Genomic DNA, 17,607 nt, shown 5'->3' with positions numbered 1-17,607 from the left:
TGTCGGGGTGGCGGGATTTGAACCCACGACCTCTTCGTCCCGAATGAGGTTCGGGTGGTGATCTTGCCAGCGTGGGGGCTGTTCTACCTGGTCAAAGCGTTGGGCTGTGGCGGTCTCGGGCGGATTCGAAGGGGTTTGGGGAGCGGGTCGGCTCCCGGATGGCTCCCAAGGGGCCCAGCCCTCGGGCAGTAACCAACCGGCGGTTCTGTGCGTTGTCCGCAGTTCGGCGTCGAAGCGTGTCGACGTAGTCCGTGCGGAGCCTGCGGCGGCATCGTGGACGCTTCCCTGCGTTGATGTCGGTCAAGCCTCTTGCGCTACTTTCGCCTATCTCAGGCTGAGCAGCCGGATCTTGGGTCATCCAGATCAAGACTGACCGAGATCGACCGCCCACGCCTCGGGGCCGTCGTAGCGGAAGGCGATCAGTGCGGTAACAGGCCAGTTCTCATGCACGCCACGCACCAGCCCGGCCCGGCTTGGCACGGTGAATGCCTGGATGCCCCGACCGAAGTCGATGGTTCCTGAGGCCCGGCTCTTGATCTGGGAAACGCGGCCTTGCAGGCGAGCCAGATGAGCAGGTGGCGGTTCTCCCTCTCTGCGGTTCCACTCCTTCAAGTCCTGGTGGGCGACCAGCCGACCCATCTCCTGTCCCTCCCCCAACCACTCGTAGGCGGTCGAGTGACGGTTGGCGAAGCCAGTAGTGCGATCGCGGCACCTGTTCAACTTCACGCGGTACTCCTCGATAGCCGAGTCCTGGCCGTCGAGAACTCGCAGACAGGCGAGCACGTAGTCATAAAAAAGGGCATCCCGGGTGGACTCCGTCCGAGCCCACGTGGTCACGTAATCGGCCGCGCGGTCGAGAGACGCGGGCAAGAACCGCGCCGCCTGTAGCCACTCGCGCAGACTCGTAAAGTCGCGCGGGTTGTCCACGAGGTTCGCGTTCAGAAGCTCAACCGCCTGACGCACGTCACGCGCCGGCGCCTTGCGCCACGACCCGCTGCGCTGGCGGTACGCACGGGCCAGCCGACGCCGCACGGGCGGCTTGTACACGTCGGCGCGGGAGAGGAGATTCCGCCAACCCTGCAACAGCGCCTGGTAATTGTCGTAGAGCTTCTGCAGTTCGACCTCCGCTTCCTCCGCCCGGTAGGACAGGCGGTCCGAGCCGCGAATCTCCAGCACCGCGTCGAGAGCGTTCTCGGCCTCCTCCAGCAGTGCCCGATAGGCGCCAGCACTCTGCCGGGCAAGGAACTGCGAGTAGGTGGCGGCTCCGGACTGCGAGAACCCGAACTCGATGACCTTGATACACATCTGAGCCAGGGCGATGTGGCCGTACTCGCTGGAGTCATCCAGCTCCGTGGCCTTGTCGAAGGAAGCCCGGGCGGACTCCACGAGCTCAAGAATGCGGCCCTCGCGAGTCTTCATGTCCAGGCGGGAGTAGGTCCGGTTTTCAATCACGGACCTGATCTCGTTCCGGAAGACCATGCCTCGCATGTGGTGCAGCAGCGGGTCGCTTGAAGCGAGCAAGATGGCCTTGTCCACCGCGCCCAGGGCCCCCTCGAAGTCCCTCGAGTCGTAGGACAGCAGGCGACCGAAGTGGCCCCAGTAGTGCGATTCGTTCGGGAACGCCTGTACTAGGGCATGCATCACCTGCTTGCGCCCGGGCACGGTCATCTGCTGAAGCAGCTCCGTGTAAGTGCCGGTCCGCTGGAACTCCACGGGTTCCCGGGCATCCCTCATGATGAAGAGGCGGTCCAGCAGGATCTTCATGTCGTCCGGGAGGCGGTTCAGGAAGACCCGGCCAGCTTGAGCGATGAGCGTTTCGGACCAACCCGGCAGCGCGGCTTTCCAGTCCTCTGGACCCGTGGTCGCTCCAGACGGTGCCAGCAGCTGACGCAGCACCTCCTCGGCGATCAGGCTGTGCGACAGCCGCCACATTCCGTCGTTCTCCTCGATCAGAAGTGGCAGCACTCGATCGTCGACATGCAGACGGAGATCCACGTCGTCGGCTGGCGCCACCCCGAGCAGGTCCGTGAACAAGTCCGAGGACACCGGAACACCACTGAAGCGGTGGGCCAGGGCCAGCAGTATGCAGATCTCCCGGTCGACGTCCGAGATCTGGTCGAGGAACGGGGCGACGTATCCGGGCAGCCCCTCGAACTCATTGTTGAATGCAGTCAGGGCGAAGAAGAACGGAACGCTGTGGTCGGAATCCTCCGTAACCAGCTCAAATAGGGCGTCCTCTCGGTCCGGCACTAGATCAGTGAAGTGCCGGGCCATCTTGAACCGGTCGTCCCGCTGCATCGCCCCGACCCGCAGACTGCGCTGGGTCGACGCCTGGGCGACACCGTGGCCGACAGAACTGCGGCGTGCGGTGATCAGCATGACGACCGGCACACTGCTCGCCCGCAGCAACTCGTACAAACGCTCCTGGGAGGACTCAGAGAGCAGCTCCAACAGGAGAAGGACAGGGCTTCCCGTCTCGGACGACAGGTCGGACGCCAGCTGAGAGAGGACTGCTTCGTCCTGGCTGCTGCGGGCCACGACCGTGGGGAACTCGTCCTTGAGAGTCCAGGCCGCCCGGCGGGCGATGGTCGTGCCCCCGGCGCCGGGGCTGTGGGCGAGCATCACCCGCAGGGTGTCGCGCTGTTCCAGAGCCGTGCGCACCTGGCCGATAAAGTCCTCAGTGATCGCCCGCGGCAGATCCAGGTGGAGGTCCAGCTCGAACCACGAGATGGGACGGCCCCGGTAAAAGGCACCCACCTCGTACTCGCCCGCCTCCGATTCGACCCCGACCTCGGAATGCAGCAGTACCGCCGCGTCCTCGAAGCGCGACAGCAACCCGTCGGGGACATCCACGAAGCCCTTGTCGGCCGGCACCCTCGGACGCCGACGTAGCGCCTCAACCGACGAGGGCTTAGGCAACGCGCCCAGAAGGTCCGCGGGCTCACACGCGAGGAGTTCGGCGTCGTACTCGGCAAGGCTGCCCTCGCCGGTGCCCGAGATCGAGAGAATCCTCGCCCGGTCGCCGAAGACGTCGATGCAAGCTTCGACTAGAGCTCGTTCAGCGCTGCCGCCCTCGCCGAAGCAGACGACGGTCGCTGGCCTCCCTGAGTGACGGTTGAGCGCTTCAATTGACTCCCGTACGAACGGCAGATACGTGGAGCGCCAGCGGCGCAGGGCGGTGGTTGGAGAGACCGGGTCCGCGCCGCGGATCCCTGCCGCCGCGATCCAGTTGGTGCTGTTGCGGCCGAACATCATGTCCTGATCACGCAGCTGGAGCCGGTGGATCCGGCCGCCGCCCGTGGAGGTAGCCGCTTTCCAACCGCCGTCGACATCGGTGTCCGGGTTGAGCTCCACGACCAGGTTCCAGCCGAGCCCGGCGAACTTTTGGAGATCTTCCTCCCCGAAAGCAGCTGAATCGATGACAGCAATGGTCGTACGAAGAGCGGTCCAGCGGTCGCAGTTCTCGGCAAGCCGGTCGACTGCGGCCGAGACCTGTGGAGTAGCTTCGACGGCCCGAGTGAGGGTGCATCGCGGAGCAGTCGCTGTGGGCGCGTGCAGTCCGTGCATGGAGAAGAACCGGCCCAGAGACCTGCAGGCCAACTGGAAGCACCACGCCCGCTCCTGAAGCCCAACCGTCGTGTCCCGCGTCGCGAAAAGCAGCGCGTTTCCCGCCAGCGACAGGAGGTACTGGTCCTGCCAGTCGTCCGGCATCGACAGCTGTCTCGCGTACACCTCACCGGCCTGGGCGATGTCATTTGAGAGGTTGCCCAGACCCACAACATGGAGCACGGCATCCGTGTCCGCCTCAGGATCGACCAGGAACTCAGCCAGGACGCTGCGTTGGCGTTCCGTGAGCTCCGGCAACTCTCTGAGAATGAGAGCGAGCGTCAGGTGGGTGAGGTCTCGGGAGAGCGGTGCATCAGCCCGGTATCCGGAGAGATCGATCAGCCGGTACGCGGTGGCGTCCGCGACTGGTGACATCGGCAGCAGAATGTTGTCGGCGTGAAGATCGCCGTGGGCCCGGCCGAGGATCGCGAGTACGTGGGCGCTGTCCAGGCCGTCCCAGGTGGGGCGTTCTAGCCAGGCAACAACGTTAGGTATGACCCCACCGGTTGCGAACGTGATCCATAGTGGCACTTGATCGTCCACCGGATCGTAGGCCAGCTGCTCGGCCAGCTTCGCGACCGGGCCGTCCTTATCCGTCCGGGTGCCCACATGGTCCAGAACGAAGTCTCGCACTGCCATGCGGCGGATGTCTGTCGGAGTAGGGTTCCAGTCGCTGAGGATCGAGCGCGCCACCTCCCCGACGAGTTCCGGCAGTTCACGACCACGCAGAGTGGCCGAGAGCGGCCGGACATCGCGAATGCTGCCGCCGGCGATCTCCTGGAACATCACCTTGATACCACCCGGAACGCTGACGGGTTCAACTGGCTGCCTGACCAGATGCCGCTCGGCGAATCCCTCGGGGGCTTCCTCAAGTGCCTTGGCGTGCCGACCGGGCTCCCGGCCAGTGGTCGTACCCGGAGGACACACCTTCATGACGACTTTGCCGTTGAAGACCGGGCCAGTCAGTGCGACCGCCGCCAGAACTGCCCTGCTCTTGCCAGGGGTGAGCCATCGGTCGAAGACGATCCGCGTGTCGTGTGCCTGCTGCCACTTCTCGAGCTCGGATGCGACCGCCTCGCCGACCTCGGCCTGTCTCAAGACCTCCGTCAGCGCCAACTCGTTCTTCTCTGCAGGCACTTCCGGCATGCCCCATCCTTCCGCCACACGTGTTTGTCCACATTAGTGCTTCAGCAGGAGGCAACAGGCGGCCTTCCAGAATCACCGCGTTGCGCCCATGGACTGCTGTTGACGCTCCGGACAAGGTCGGCCGGGATCAGGCGTCTGGCGGCTGTGACGGACCGGCTGAGGGACGCTGGCGATCTTCCCCAGAACCCAGCATGGCGCCGCCCCCTACGTCTGACGCGACAGGTCGTCCACCAGAAGGTCGAGAGTGGCCTCCTCATGGAGCGCGACGCCGAGGGCGGTCATGGCAGGGGCGAGATCCGGGTCCCAGTCCGCGCTGACCGGATGGCCGTCGAGCGCCAACTGAGGGATGCCCTCAGCCTGGCTGCGAGCGGCCAGATGCTCGTAATCCGCCGTGCGTCCTGACCTGCACCGGATACTGATGCCCCCATGCCCGTGAGGTTACGCGGCGCATACGGGCGCCGCCGGTGGGTGGCCGAAAATGCCACGGACGTGTGCCGGCCTGTGGCGATTCCCGTGGCAGCGGCCTGTGCGGCATGGGTGCGTCCGGCGTCCCCGGCTCACCCTGAATGGGCCCCTCGGTTTCTGTGCTACGTGGCCTCCAGGAGAATGGGGTACGTTCAGGCCGATATCGATGGGGGCGGAAGACGGAAGGAGGCACGCGGTGTCGTACGAACCCAAACTCGCCGCGGCTCTTTCCGGCGCGACTCTGCGCCAGCTGTCCCACTGGCGCCGAGCGCCCGGGCCCAAAGGCGCCGTGCTCGTCCCCGAGATCTCCAGCGAGAGGCCGATCCTCTACTCGTTCCGCGACGTTGTCGCACTCCGCATCTGCGTGCAGCTGCGCGAAGAGGCTTCGTTGCAGAAGATCCGCCGTGCGCTGAACACACTTCGAGAAGACCTCGGCGAGTGGGAGCACCTCTCCTCGTACAAACTCGTCGCGGGCCCGGTCACGATCTATCTGGCTGAACCCGACCACGCCGTAGACCTGATCAAGGGGGGCAACGTGGTCATCCACCAGATGGTGGATGTTCTCGCGCCCTTCTATAAGGACGGCCGTAGTATTTCCGCTCTGCTCACCCCCCGTGAGCACGTTGCGGTCGACGAGTCGGTCCGCGGCGGAGAACCGGTCATCCAAGGCACCAGGATCCCAGCCTCAGATGTCGCTGCCCTCGTAAGAGACGGCATCCCGCCGGACCAGATCGGTGAGTTCTACCCAGGCGTGACGGCCGAGGCCGCCCGGGACGCCGCCGACTTCAGCGAGTACGTCGACAGCTATGGCAGCAGCGAGCCCCGGCAGGTTGTCGCTTGAAACTGCTACTCGACGAGAACGTGCCCCGTCCCATGGCCGAGATCGTGCGCATCCTGCTGAAGGCACATGAAGTCGTCCACGTCCACGAGCTCAAGGGCTGGACGGGCACGAAGGACATTGAGCTGTACGCCAAGGCCAAGGCCGACGGCTTCGAGGTCGTCATCACCAACGACACCAAGTAGCTCAGCCGGCCACTCGAAGTGGCGGCCATCGCACAGTCGGGCCTGCATCGCATCGAGTACCGCCAGAACAACAAGCACGGTGGCCTGGTGGGTCTGGGCACGGCGATCGCCACTGTCTGCGCGGCCCTTCCGCACGCCTTGTCCGAGCTCGCAGCGGCTAGCGGCCAGCGTCTTGTCTATCTGACGTCGATCGACCCGACCCGGCAGAAGCGCCTCCAGATCACGGACCCGGCCGTTGCCCGGCCGAAGCACTGGCCGGGGCGCGGTTCGGCCGCTGAGTCCTGACACATCGATACACGAGGGCTCCGCCAGTACCCCATTGGAATCGATGCGGGGAATGACCTGGCATTGCTGCCTGCGCTTCGTCTCATCAAGACTCACTGCCGAGCTCTTCCTGGAGCTTGGCGATGCGTTGTTGGGTTGCTGCCGCGTTCTTCTGCTGACGGGTCAGCTTCACCTCGGCGGCTGCCAGTTCCCGGGCGAGCCGCTCCCGATCAGCTACCGCCCGCTCACGGATGGTCCCGTCATCGCGATACGCCGGCCCTACCCGCTCACTGCTCACTACGCCGCGACGCTCTCCGCACTCTGGGCAGTCGACGACGCGGGCGGAGACGCGGGTGTTCTCGCGATGCTGAATGTAAGGCACCACGTGGTCGCAACGGAGAGTGAGATCCCAACTATCGAGGTCCTTCTTGCGTTCTTCCCGTGAGGGCCAGGAAGCGAACGGTTTGGCGAGCTTCTCCAGCTGCTTCGGCCCCATCGGCGGTGGCGGGCAACAGAAACAGCAGTGCGTTACCCGAGAACCGCTGACGGCCCACCGGGCGGCCCGGCAGTCGGTGTGTCGGTCGCGGAACCTCTGGTTGGCTTCCTCGTATTCGAGCTTCTCCGCCTCGGACAACTTCAAGAGGGGTGGCCAGCTCCCCAGCTCATCCGTCATGGGCAGTCCGCAACCGCGGCAGGGCTCACCGGACACGTACTCCGCCCTGCTGAGGCGTGTACCTTCTCGCTCCCACTGCTCATCCCGCTCGCGGCGCCGCCGGTCATCGGCTTCGGCTTCGAGGGCCGAGCGCAGAGCACGCTTGGCGGCTCGTTGCCGCTTTTGATCCTCCGTGAGCTTGGCCATGGGCTTCACCCTCCGCTCGCCGGGTTCCTGTGCACGACCGCGGAATCCATGCTGGCGTGGCCGCCCCGTATGCCGACTGCCCGTGTGGTGGATGACAACTTGCGTCCGGACTCGGATCGCTAGCGGCCTTCAGGCGACTGATGTCGTCTGGTGCGGGCGGTCGGAGGTTGCTGATTTGATACGCCGTCAGCGAGCCCTCTGTAGAGGGCATGAACAGCAGGGCATATGACGCAAGGGGCAATCTTGCCAGCCCGGCACCTGTCCTGAACGGGGATCTGCGTGATGTCTGTGACTCAGCGCTACGGTTGGTCACGCTTCTAGGTCTAGGTGTCACGGGAAGTGATGCCCCCGGCTGTTTCAGCACCTGGCTGGTCCGTGAGGCCCTGGCCGAGTCCTGCCCTACCTGGGGATCGTCCGGTCTGATGCCATGGACGAAGTGCAATTTGGAGAACCATCGTTGGGGGCGACGTGGGGACATCCACGCGATGGAAGGGGCCGAACGGCGATCCGTGGAGCTCGGCTGGGAGGCGGCTGGCGCGCTGGCGGGATGACTCGCGCAACGCGGATCAGCGGCTGGAGGAGATTGCGGCGGACCACCTGAGCGCCCTGCACGAGACACTCCGTGCAGATCGATCGGCCTTCGGGTTGTACGACACGGCCTGTGCGGCTGGCGAACGGCTCGCTGCGGCTCTGGGATCGCTGGCTACAGAGGGTGTGGAGTCGGAGGACGCGCTTGTTGCACGTCTCGTATCGGAGGTCGGAGGGGACGGCGGCACACTCGCCGACGCCGCGGTGCGCAGGGGGATGGCCGCGGCGGTCCGCGATGTCCGGAGCAGACATCCCGAGCTGGACGACGCCATGGGCGGAGGCGCCGGCGGCGGTGGGTTCACCTGGGACATCCTGTGCGACCTCTATCAGGTGTTCTTCGCCGACATGGTGGGGGAGTTCCTCAGGTCTGTTGTCGCCGAGCACGTCAAGCTGGCGGTCCCGGTGCTCATCGCGACCGATCCGGAAAGCAGGATCGCTGACTGGGTCGCGGAGAAAGTGGTGGACCTGGTGCCGAATCCCTGTGAGGAGTCCGCCGAGGCGACGGATCTTGCGCAGGCTGTGGATACCGCGCAGTCGGTGGTCGGCGCTGTGCAGGATCCGGCGGCTGCACTGCCCAAGGCCGCCGAGTTGCTGGTACCGCGGGCGGTCGGAAAGGTGCTTGGCCTGATCACCGAGGAGATCGCCGGAGAGGAGGGAGCTGCGGCGTGACCGATTCCGACGACTTCTTTTGGTGGCGCGGCCCCCACGGTGACCGACCTCGTGGCGACCGCTGGACGGAGATCGGCGAGGAAACCTTCCAGGAAAAGAAGCGCCGCATCACTGGCTGGCACCATCTGCCCGGTCCCGTTCCCGACTGGGCCGAGGATCTGTTCCGCGTCGCCAGGGCTGCGTTCATCGCCGACAAGTACGTACGCCGGACCCGGGTACGGGACCGGTGGACCCGGCGTATCAGCCTCGCCGTACCCGTAACGGATCACGAGCGGTGGAGAAGCGCAGCAGTCCGTACCCACATGACTGCGCTCCTCCAAGTCCTCACCGGGGACCTATGGAATGTGGACTTCCGGCCTCTTACCGGTCATTACGTCGAAGAGGCGCTGGTCTCTCCGGACGACTCGCGCGCCTCGGAAGTCGCCTTGTTCTCCGGTGGACTGGATTCGCTCAGCTGGGCCGCCGCCCGCTCGCGCGCTGACGACTCCCGACCGCTGCTACTCGTGATGTTCCGCGAGATCGGTCTGCTGCGTCTCCAGCAGCGGGTGTACAAGGCCGTCGAACGACTGGGCGGAACACGACCCGTGCTGTTGTTGCCGATGAGCCAGACCCCGGCGGGCGACGGCTCGGGGGTACGGCTGGAGACCTCCTCCCGCACGCGTGGCCTGCTGTACGCGGCGGGCGCGATCCGCGCTGCTACTGCACACGGTGTGGGCACCGTCCACATCCCCGAGAACGGCCAGCTTGCCCTCAATCCGCCTCTGACACCCGCGCGTTCAGCTGCTTGCTCCACACGTTCCGTGCACCCGCGGACGCTAGCCAGTCTGAACGCCTTGGTAACTGCCGTGAGCGACACGGAGAGCACGGTGCAGGTGGTCAACCCCTTGGCACAGCTCACGAAAGGCGAGGTGTGCAAGGCCGGACGTACTGCGGGCCTCACCCCGTCCGACCTGGAGTCCACCCTGAGCTGCGGCAAGCCGCCAACCCGCCGAAGCGGCGGCCCTCCCATCGCCAACTGCGGCGTCTGTTTCCCTTGCCTTGTGCGTCGCTCCGGGCTACTCCACGCCGACGGCACCGACGGCACCCAGTACGAGGCACTGCCGTGGGCGAACGGCCTACCGCTTGACCGGGGTGCCGACTGGCGCGCACTGCAGCGGTGGCTGCTCGGCCGGTACACCCTTACGGACGTCCTCACCGATACCCCGCTGCCGCCAGACACGGCCCCGGCGCTGGCGTTCGATTTGATCAGGCGCGGGCGGGAAGAGTTGGCCCGGCTGCTTCAGATCGCGGATGCGACAGAGGCTGACGCGGCGTAGGTGGTGAGCGAGATCCAGCACGCACCAGGCCGCCTTGGTGGTCATGGAACGGCATCGTCGAGGTGCCCTGGGTGCAACCTTGTGCAGAGCGTCCACTGATCCGGGGCAAGGCTTTTCGCCTACCCGTTCGGGTCGTGAGTGGGGGGACCAGACGCACCCTCTCGTCGACTCGCTGTCTCAAATCCCAAACTACGTGCACTCGATGAAAGTGCTTGGACTCCGGGCGCGCGCCCTAAGAATTCCCAAACGGCGTGCACCCAGCGGTGCGTGGCCTACGTCTTCTACTGTCCTTCCTGAAGCCAGGGATCACCGGCTCACTCGTCCACTGGGAGATCCCCCGACCTCAGGAAGGAACCACGTCGTGCAGCTGAGGCTGATGTACGTGATCATCGCGGTCCTCGCAGCGCTTGTCGCCGCTCTGGTCGGCAGTGTCATGACCGTTGTCGAGGGAGGGCGTCCCACGACGGCCTTCAAGACTGGAGCATTGACCTTCGCCGGCTCCCTGACGCTCCTTATGGTGGTCATGGGGGCCCTGGGGGTGGTGGGCTCGTGAGCGACATGAGTGCCCTTGGCGGACACGTGCAGGCCGAGAGCGCCTCCTCGCTCGACGATGTGCTCGCGAAGGTGCGCCGACACCGCACGCACCTCTCGCGGCTGATGAACGCCCACGATGCGACCCGCCTCGTCCTCGGGTTGCTGTACCTGAGCCGGAAAGCGCACGCCGAGCCCGGCACCGGCGTACCGACATGGTCGTGGTTGATGGGGCAGCCCGCAGGGCGCGGCTCGGGAATCCGCGCTGCCGTGAGCAAGTGTCTGAGCCACTGGCTTCCCCTAACCGACGAACAGGGTGCTGACGCCGGCACGAGGAACCTGATGCCCGTTCCGCCCTCTGGTTCCGAAGGACACCTGCACGCTCTCGTCCAGGCCATCGGTTCCATCGAAAGGGTCGGGCCCCTGCTTGACCAGTGCCTCCGTGACCTCTCAGCGGACCAGGCTGAGGGCAACCACTACTTCACGCCGGATGACATGGCACGTCTCATCGTCGGTGCGGCCGTCCCCCGTGACAGGCACAGACTGCTGGACCCGGTCTGCGGTTCAGGAGGACTGCTCGTCGAGAGTCACCGCTACGTCCGCGAAAGCGTCGGGCTGAATCCGACCATGTCCTTGCAGGGAAAGGAGCAGCACGCCCACACCTCTCAGGTGGCCCGCATGAACTTCGCGGTACGTGGGATCACGGCTCACGTCTTCCCGCCCGGGGACAGCCTCGCGGAGCCCGAATCTGAGCCCCACGACATTATCCTGGCCAACCTTCCCTTCAACCAGCGCGACTGGGCACCGGAGGACAAGTCGGAGCAGGGCGCCCGCCGGTCGCCTACCTCAATCCCGGTCGATCCCCGGTGGCCGGAGGAGCCTCCGTCCAGAGGGTCCGCCAACTCTGCGTGGATTCAGCACATCGCGCACGCGCTGGCTCCGGCTGGACGTGCCGTCTTCCTGATGGCCGACAGCGTGGCCAACAGCAGACAGCCCGTCACCCGAAGGCTCCGCGAACGCCTCCTGCGTGACGATCTCGTCGAGTGCGTAATCGCTCTGCCACCTCGCGTGTTCGGTCACTCCAAAGCCCCCGCCTGTCTGTGGGTGCTCAACAAGGACAAGAGCGCGCGCCCCGGCTGGGGTGTCCAGAACCGCCGCCAGCAGGTGCTTTTCATCAACGCGCGGCGAGCCTTCGAACCGGTCCCGAATTCGAGAGCGCGGAGGCTGGGCGAGAAGAACACGGCATCGGTCCTGACCACCCTGGCGGCCTGGCGTGGCCTCTCCGGGAACGGTGCTGCGGCCTCGCCGTACAACGACACAGTCGGCTGGTCCCGAAGCTGCTCTACCAAGGAGATCGCCGACCGGGAGTCCAGCCTGATGCCGACCTCGTACGCCGTGGAGCCTCCTGGACCAGAGCGGGACACACGGAGCCGGGTCGAGCAGCTCAAGCTCGAACTAACCGATCAGTTCGAGCAGATGCGCGCACTAGAGCTCCAACTGTTGGACGCCTTGGAGGAGATCTGATGGAAGCCAATGCCGACCAGGTGGCCTCAGGTGAAGCGGATTGGCGGACGACCTCCATCAATCATGAGCGGATCCACGGGCGCATCTACACCACTTCCGGTTTCCTCGACGACGCGACTGGCGATCAGACTGCAGGAGCCGTCAGCTCGACGTTCGTCCAGAACGGCAGGATCCTCTCGCCCAGGACCGATGCGTATCGGCCCAGCGAATCCCCGCCCAGCCGGGCAATCCTCAGGGACGGCGACCTGGCCGTCGTACTCGTTCGACGGGTGGGCGATTCCGCACTGGTCACCGCCGAGCACGCGGGATGTACAGCAACCAGGTCAATCGGCATCATCCGCGCTGAGCCGCACATAGTGCGGTGGCTGCGTATCTGGCTACAGACACCGACGGCGAAGGCTCGTATCGACGAGGACGTGACGGCACATATCGAGCCCACCATCAGCCTCGAAACCCTCCATCGCATGCTGTTTCCACTGCCTCCGCCAGATGTCATCAACGCGTACCACCGGGCCTTCGGCCTCATCGAGGAGATGACCGCCCTCTACCAGGAGGCCGCCCGCAAGGCGGTGGAACTGGCCGACGTCCTTCATGACGAGTGGGCGTCGACGATTCCGCCGTGGGAGACACAACCACTCGCGAAAGTCGCCAAGTCGAAGACAGGCAAAGGTTCCGAACGCTCGCTTCCCCCGCTGCGCACAGAACCCACCACCGACGTAACCGATGCAGTCGCCCCTAAAGATCTCTACGACCTCCCGGTGCCCCATGTCCGGGGGTTCCGTCTGAGCAGTCCATCGAACGACGGCGAGGCATCTCCTCCCGGCACCTTGCTGCTGAGCACCCGTTCCGACGGTGCACACATCGCTGTGCTGAGCCAACCAGCAACACCGCTCAGAAGCGTCGTGGCCATACGACCTGGTGAGGACGAGGACGGTTGGTGGCTGCTCCACGAACTCAGAAGCAGGAGCAGCGACATCGCGCGGCTGGCGCAGGGCCAGAACGGGCGGGAAATCTCGGCCGGCGCCCTCAAGCGCCTGGAGGTCACCTGGCCAGACCGGTTCACGCGCACCGATTTCCACGCGGTGGCCGATCCCCTGCACGCCGCGGCGCGACTCCTCGTCGCCAAGATCGCGACGCTGCACACCCTGCGGGAGGTGCTCCTGCGCGACATCTCAGCGAAGGCCGGCGTCCTCCGGGAACCGACAACGATGGCGTGACCAGCCGAGCGCTTCAGACCCGTTGCCGCTTCGGTGGTCGATCAGTACCGATCACCTCGCTTCACCACGGGCTTATAGCTCGCAGTGTGGTGGCCGAGGTCCGACCAAGCCGAGGTCCAACAGGACCTGCTGAGCCAGTTCGAAAGGCTGGTTGCGGGGACCGTGGTTGACGGATGCGGCGGATTCGAAGCCGCGTTGTGCGGCGAGGGCTCTGGGGCCTACCAGCCCGGTGAGCCGGTAATGCCGCCAGAGGGGAATCGGCCGGCGGGCATCGACCACGATGAGGTCGGGCCGACGCCAGACGACCAGCGCCCAGGCTCCCCCGCCGGAGTCCGAGCCAGAGTCGGCCCAGGCCCCGACGAGGGGCGCATCCTCGGCGGCGCCGACTGCTTCGAGTGCCACCAGCGCGGGGTTGCTGAAGCGGCCGGTGACATGGAGCAGGAGTCGTCCGTGGCGGTGTACGTCGCGCCCCTTCTCGGCGAGGGACCATACGGCGTCAGCGAGGGGATCGTCCTGGACAACGTCCGACGCGACATCGAGCACGGCGGCCTGGTCGACGGCCGGGCCGAAGGCTGTGTCGAGCAGCGCCGTGTATTCCGCGACGTACGCGGAGTCCACTGCGGGAAGCAGGTGACCGACTGCCTGGGAGGCTTCGTTGAAGGCGAGCGTCTCAGGGGTGATCTCGTAGCGTGGGGCGTGGCTTCGGAGCACGGCCAGGGCGACTGCGGCGAGGCTGCCGACCTGCGGCTCGATCCGCTCGGGGAGATCGTTTCGGTTCAGTGCGCGAACGGCCCGGGAGAGCAGCGGCAGCCAGTCGGAGTGTGCCGGAGACCAGGCGCCTGCCGCGACGGCCCACAGGGTCAGCCGGACGACGAGCATGCGCTCCGGAGGGCCCAGCTGGGGAGCGAGGGCGACGAGGCGCTCCACCCAGCGCCGGTATCTACGGCGGACTTCCTGGTCGGCCTGCCGGAGGTCGGGCAGGGTGGCGGTGCTGCTCGCTTCGGCACTGGCTGCCTCGGGGTCATGCTCTGCTGCCACGGCCTCGGCGTCGTCATCGTCGAGGGCGGCTTCGATGTCGTCGGTGAACCGCTCGTCCCAGGAGACGGGCAGCAGGTCCTGAAAGGGCGTGCTGATGTCGGTGGGCAGGGGGAGCCCCAGCGCGAAGCGAGTGAGCGGATGCCCGACGCGCCCGGCGCATTCGTCCAGATAGCGCTCCCAGCCGTCCTCGTCGCCATCCAGCGAAGCCGTCGCGGCCGCACCGCCAGTGCTGCCGCTCGCGGATACGCCCGCTGGGGTGGGGGTCAGTCCCGCACGGAGGGTTTCCAGGTCGCCCAGGAATCGTTCGGCGAGCCGGGGATCCGCGAACAGGTCGGGAGGCCGTGTCGTGGGGGCCTGGGACTGTGCCGGGGTCATTCGACGCAGAGCGCGGTCAGGGTCGACGACGAACACGATGTTGCCGAAGCTCGGTACGCCGTCGCTGTCGACTACGACCAGGCGCACACGGCTGCCCGCATCAGCCGGAGCCGTCACCGTCAGCGTGGCCTGCCCGGGCGGGATGTCGGCGATGCGCTCCCATGCCTCCGGCGGTGCTGCCGCCTGAGACAACTCCAGGTGAGCGTTGTCGGAGAGAGGCCGGGCCACGCTGATCTCCAGGCCGTCCGATACGCGTAGGGCACCGAGCAGCAGCGGCCCACTACCGGCGATGGGGCGGGGAAGAGGCGGGGGCGTGAGCAGCCGGGCGGCGGGCTCGTCGGTGCCGTCCGGAAGGAGGGTGGCGGGAATGGGGGTGATGACGCCGAGTTCGCAGTTGCCGCCCTCGCCCTGGGAAAGCAGCAGGGCCGCGGCGGAAAGGTTCGGGCTGCCGGTCAGGGCCCACCGCTGCCCCTCGGAGACCCACTCGACGAGTTTCCCGTGGCGGTACCGCTGGTCGTTGTCGCTGATGACGCGTCCGTCGTACTCCTTCACCAGGGCGGCGACCGACGGACTGTCGAGATCGCTGAGCCCGGGCTGGTATGCGAGGGTGAACCGGCTCGGCCGGAAGCGTTCGAGCAGCCGCCGAAGTGCCATCGAGCGCCGGTCGTAGAAGGGCGCGAACACGGCCAGTTCGTCGACGGGCCCCTGCGGCAGCTGATCGATGATCGGCGAACGCAGACTGCTGACGACGCGGACTTGTGGCGCCTTGGGTGTTCTGTCGCGGTGGAGCCGGTCCAGCAGTTCTGCGACCCGACCCAGCGCCTGTGGCACTCCGGCGGAGAACCTCACCTTTTCCGGGAGGTCGCGCAGCCATGCCGAGAGCTCCGGAACCGCGGCGGGACTCTGCTGGCCGTCCACCCGCAGAACCGTCCACAGTTCGGCGTTGGCCTGCCAGCCGGCCAGTGTGGTGTTGCCGGAGCCGAGGGCGATGATGGAGTGTTCCGGTCCGGCGAGGACGATTAGCTTGGGATGGAACGCGGCACCGTGGACGTATGCCAGACCGGCGAGATAGCTCCGGCCGGCCCGCCGGACGGAGCGGGGATCGTTCCGGGCCATGGAGACGTCTCCCGCCACCGTGACGCGTGCGCCGGTGGCCTGGGTGACGCCGAGGGCGACCTCCTCGAAGAAGCCGAGATCGGCGGTGAAACTGAGGAAGAGTGCTTCTTCCAGGTTCCGCGCGCCCGTGCGCTCCTCGTCGAGGATGAGGGTCAGCGGAGAGGCGAACGCGGTTGGTGGCTCCACCACGACCGGTGCCGGTGCGGTCTCAGTCAAGGAGAGCCCTCCCGCTACTGGTCACCGACCAGTGCTGGTCGTGGTAGTGCAGTACGCCGCAGGTGGCCAGGACGGTCCCGAGCTGGTCCAGCCGTAGCCCGACGTCACCGCGCCCCTCCTGGCTTGTCCGGTAGAGCAGCCCGCCCCGTTCGTGCAGCCGGGTCGGTAACCACAGCGTGCCGTCAGCACGTCGGCGGGCCTTGGCCAGCGCAATCCGCTGCGACCGCGCTACCAGGTCGTAGGTGAGTCGGCGGGCGACATCGCGCAGTTTCATGGGCCGCGCTTCGTCAAGCCGCCGCTGGACCCATTCCGGGCCGAGCTCGACACCGCGCTGGCCAAGGAACGCGTCCCGGACCCGACCGGTGAGTTCGTCCACCCGACGGGCATTGGTGGCGAGCACCCGCAGTTCGGCGAGGGGCAAGGGATCACCCGCCCACCTCAGGTCGTGCTCGGCGGGCAACGGCGCTCCGGACGTGCTCTGCGTCGCGGGAAGGGAGGACAGGAACGCGTCCACCGTCATGTCGGGAAGCTCCGCGGCGAAGCGGTCGGCCACTTCCTCGATCGGCACCAGCTCGTCGACCTGCTCCACGAGCCAGGACCACAGGCGGCGCCAGGCTCCGACGGAGTAGTTCCGCAACACCACTCCGCGCCAGGCACAGGCCGCGTCGATGCCGCTGGTCACGGGATCGGTCATCAGGAAGTCGCCGAAAGCGAGTACATGGCCGATGTCGCGGGTGAAATATCGGACGGGATGCGTGGCGACCATACGAGCCAGAAGCTGAATCGTCTGTCGTCGTGTTGCCGAGCGGGAACCTGCTTCGGCCGGTGCACCGGGCTCGCACATGAGGTTCGCCAGCCACGCCCCGTCAGGATGCTCACCGCCCACGCACACGCACAGCCGGTCCCCGAAAGAGGCGAGATCAACCACGTTCAGCGTGTCCTCGGCGGCCAGTTCGAACAGCCCGCCCAGCCCAGCTCGTAGTGCCGCGGTCTCCAACCGCGGTCCGGGAACCGGCATAGGCCCCGCACCGAGGATGCCGAGCGCGACCTCGGATCCGGCGTACGGCGCCCAGAACCCCCACGAGTTACCCACGTATCCGTCCTTGCCCGGGCCCTCGGCCTCGGACATGGCGACCGTGCCGGCGTGCAGCCGCCGGGCCAGGGCATCGATCCCATGAGCACGCGGCAGCCACTCCAGAGCCTGCGGATGATGCGCGAACGACACGGCAGCCAAGGCCACTTCCGCCCGGCGCAGCAGCGTCTGGGCGGCCGGGACCGTCAGGTCCTCCGCGTCGGCTTGCGCCGCGATCAGCCCGTGCAGTGCGTAGTAACGCGCGTGCGGCGTCTGGGTGGTCACCCCGGGGACCAGATGATCGACCATGCGCGCCACATGCCGCTCCACCGAGAGCGGATAACGGCCCGCGGCGACGTCCAGTCCGGGGCGGCTCCAGCCCGGTCCGTCCACGAGCTCGGGTGTCTGCCCCTTCTCGCCGACGGCGGCCATGCGCTCAACCATCGGACCGAGAGCGGTTGAACGCCGCTGGCCTGTAGGTGCGCCGCGCAGTGAACCCTTTTCGGCAAGACGGACCGCGGCTGTGCTCGACCATTTCCCGCTGCCACCCCCTCAGTGCCGTTCAGTCGGGAAACTGATCCG

Annotated in this window: 13 protein-coding genes; 8 read left to right on the top strand and 5 right to left on the bottom strand. The window is 66.6% G+C overall.

Features of this window, described 5'->3' with window-relative positions:
* Nucleotides 1-363 precede the first annotated feature (363 nt).
* The gene (locus IH48_RS0102870) at nt 364-4,752 is read right to left on the bottom strand and encodes a hypothetical protein (RefSeq protein ID WP_030898614.1); all 4,389 of its coding nucleotides are present in this window, start codon (nt 4,750-4,752) and stop codon (nt 364-366) included.
* Nucleotides 4,753-4,956: 204 nt separating this feature from the next.
* Nucleotides 4,957-5,166: a DUF2399 domain-containing protein gene (locus IH48_RS37320; protein ID WP_267885301.1), complete on the bottom strand. Its 210-nt coding sequence runs from the start codon at nt 5,164-5,166 to the stop codon at nt 4,957-4,959.
* A gap of 247 nt (nt 5,167-5,413) precedes the next feature.
* Between IH48_RS37320 and IH48_RS0102860 the strand changes: the two genes are divergently transcribed.
* From IH48_RS0102860 to IH48_RS36800, 3 genes are read left to right on the top strand one after another with little or no spacing between them, the layout of a single operon-like run.
* The gene (locus IH48_RS0102860) at nt 5,414-6,058 is read left to right on the top strand and encodes a DUF433 domain-containing protein (RefSeq protein ID WP_030898610.1); all 645 of its coding nucleotides are present in this window, start codon (nt 5,414-5,416) and stop codon (nt 6,056-6,058) included.
* Complete coding sequence (locus IH48_RS36805) at nt 6,055-6,240, top strand: DUF5615 family PIN-like protein (protein ID WP_234434100.1); 186 nt, start codon at nt 6,055-6,057, stop codon at nt 6,238-6,240. The genes IH48_RS0102860 and IH48_RS36805 overlap by 4 nt, the downstream gene beginning before the upstream one ends.
* 18 nt (nt 6,241-6,258) lie before the next feature.
* Nucleotides 6,259-6,525 carry a hypothetical protein gene (locus IH48_RS36800; protein ID WP_234434099.1) on the top strand — a complete coding sequence of 89 codons (267 nt, stop codon included), beginning with the start codon at nt 6,259-6,261 and terminating at the stop codon, nt 6,523-6,525.
* Nucleotides 6,526-6,610: 85 nt separating this feature from the next.
* Here the strand turns inward: IH48_RS36800 and IH48_RS36130 are convergent, their stop codons facing one another.
* Complete coding sequence (locus IH48_RS36130) at nt 6,611-7,363, bottom strand: hypothetical protein (RefSeq protein ID WP_158710231.1); 753 nt, start codon at nt 7,361-7,363, stop codon at nt 6,611-6,613.
* A 468-nt stretch (nt 7,364-7,831) separates the two neighbouring features.
* Between IH48_RS36130 and IH48_RS0102845 the strand changes: the two genes are divergently transcribed.
* From IH48_RS0102845 to IH48_RS0102825, 5 genes are all read left to right on the top strand, one after another.
* Complete coding sequence (locus IH48_RS0102845) at nt 7,832-8,620, top strand: hypothetical protein (protein ID WP_030898606.1); 789 nt, start codon at nt 7,832-7,834, stop codon at nt 8,618-8,620.
* Nucleotides 8,617-9,936 carry a 7-cyano-7-deazaguanine synthase gene (locus tag IH48_RS0102840; RefSeq protein ID WP_030898602.1) on the top strand — a complete coding sequence of 440 codons (1,320 nt, stop codon included), beginning with the start codon at nt 8,617-8,619 and terminating at the stop codon, nt 9,934-9,936. Before IH48_RS0102845 ends, IH48_RS0102840 begins: the two co-directional genes overlap by 4 nt.
* A 361-nt stretch (nt 9,937-10,297) precedes the next feature.
* The gene (locus IH48_RS0102835) at nt 10,298-10,489 is read left to right on the top strand and encodes a hypothetical protein (protein ID WP_030898600.1); all 192 of its coding nucleotides are present in this window, start codon (nt 10,298-10,300) and stop codon (nt 10,487-10,489) included.
* Nucleotides 10,490-10,494: 5 nt separating this feature from the next.
* Nucleotides 10,495-11,991, top strand: a complete 1,497-nt coding sequence (locus IH48_RS0102830) for an N-6 DNA methylase (protein ID WP_234434126.1) — start codon at nt 10,495-10,497, stop codon at nt 11,989-11,991.
* Nucleotides 11,991-13,208 carry a hypothetical protein gene (locus IH48_RS0102825; RefSeq protein WP_030898594.1) on the top strand — a complete coding sequence of 406 codons (1,218 nt, stop codon included), beginning with the start codon at nt 11,991-11,993 and terminating at the stop codon, nt 13,206-13,208. Before IH48_RS0102830 ends, IH48_RS0102825 begins: the two co-directional genes overlap by 1 nt.
* A gap of 72 nt (nt 13,209-13,280) precedes the next feature.
* Here the strand turns inward: IH48_RS0102825 and IH48_RS0102820 are convergent, their stop codons facing one another.
* The gene (locus IH48_RS0102820; protein WP_158710230.1) at nt 13,281-15,953 is read right to left on the bottom strand and encodes a hypothetical protein; all 2,673 of its coding nucleotides are present in this window, start codon (nt 15,951-15,953) and stop codon (nt 13,281-13,283) included.
* Nucleotides 15,946-17,457: a hypothetical protein gene (locus IH48_RS0102815; protein ID WP_030898589.1), complete on the bottom strand. Its 1,512-nt coding sequence runs from the start codon at nt 17,455-17,457 to the stop codon at nt 15,946-15,948. The genes IH48_RS0102820 and IH48_RS0102815 overlap by 8 nt, the downstream gene beginning before the upstream one ends.
* Between the last annotated feature and the right edge of the window lie 150 nt (nt 17,458-17,607).

Origin of the sequence: Streptomyces sp. NRRL F-5126, from assembly GCF_000721265.1 — a bacterium.
Lineage (GTDB): Bacteria > Actinomycetota > Actinomycetes > Streptomycetales > Streptomycetaceae > Streptomyces.
Note: the sequence above shows the minus strand (reverse complement) of the source record. Positions and strands in the feature narration are given on the sequence as shown.

Coding starts and splice junctions, on each gene's coding strand:
- IH48_RS0102815 (WP_030898589.1), bottom strand. CDS start 17,457: ATGGCCGCCGTCGGCGAGAAGGGGCAGACACCCGAGCTCGTGGACGGA.
- IH48_RS0102825 (WP_030898594.1), top strand. CDS start 11,991: ATGGAAGCCAATGCCGACCAGGTGGCCTCAGGTGAAGCGGATTGGCGG.
- IH48_RS36130 (WP_158710231.1), bottom strand. CDS start 7,363: ATGGCCAAGCTCACGGAGGATCAAAAGCGGCAACGAGCCGCCAAGCGT.
- IH48_RS0102870 (WP_030898614.1), bottom strand. CDS start 4,752: ATGCCGGAAGTGCCTGCAGAGAAGAACGAGTTGGCGCTGACGGAGGTC.
- IH48_RS0102830 (WP_234434126.1), top strand. CDS start 10,495: ATGAGTGCCCTTGGCGGACACGTGCAGGCCGAGAGCGCCTCCTCGCTC.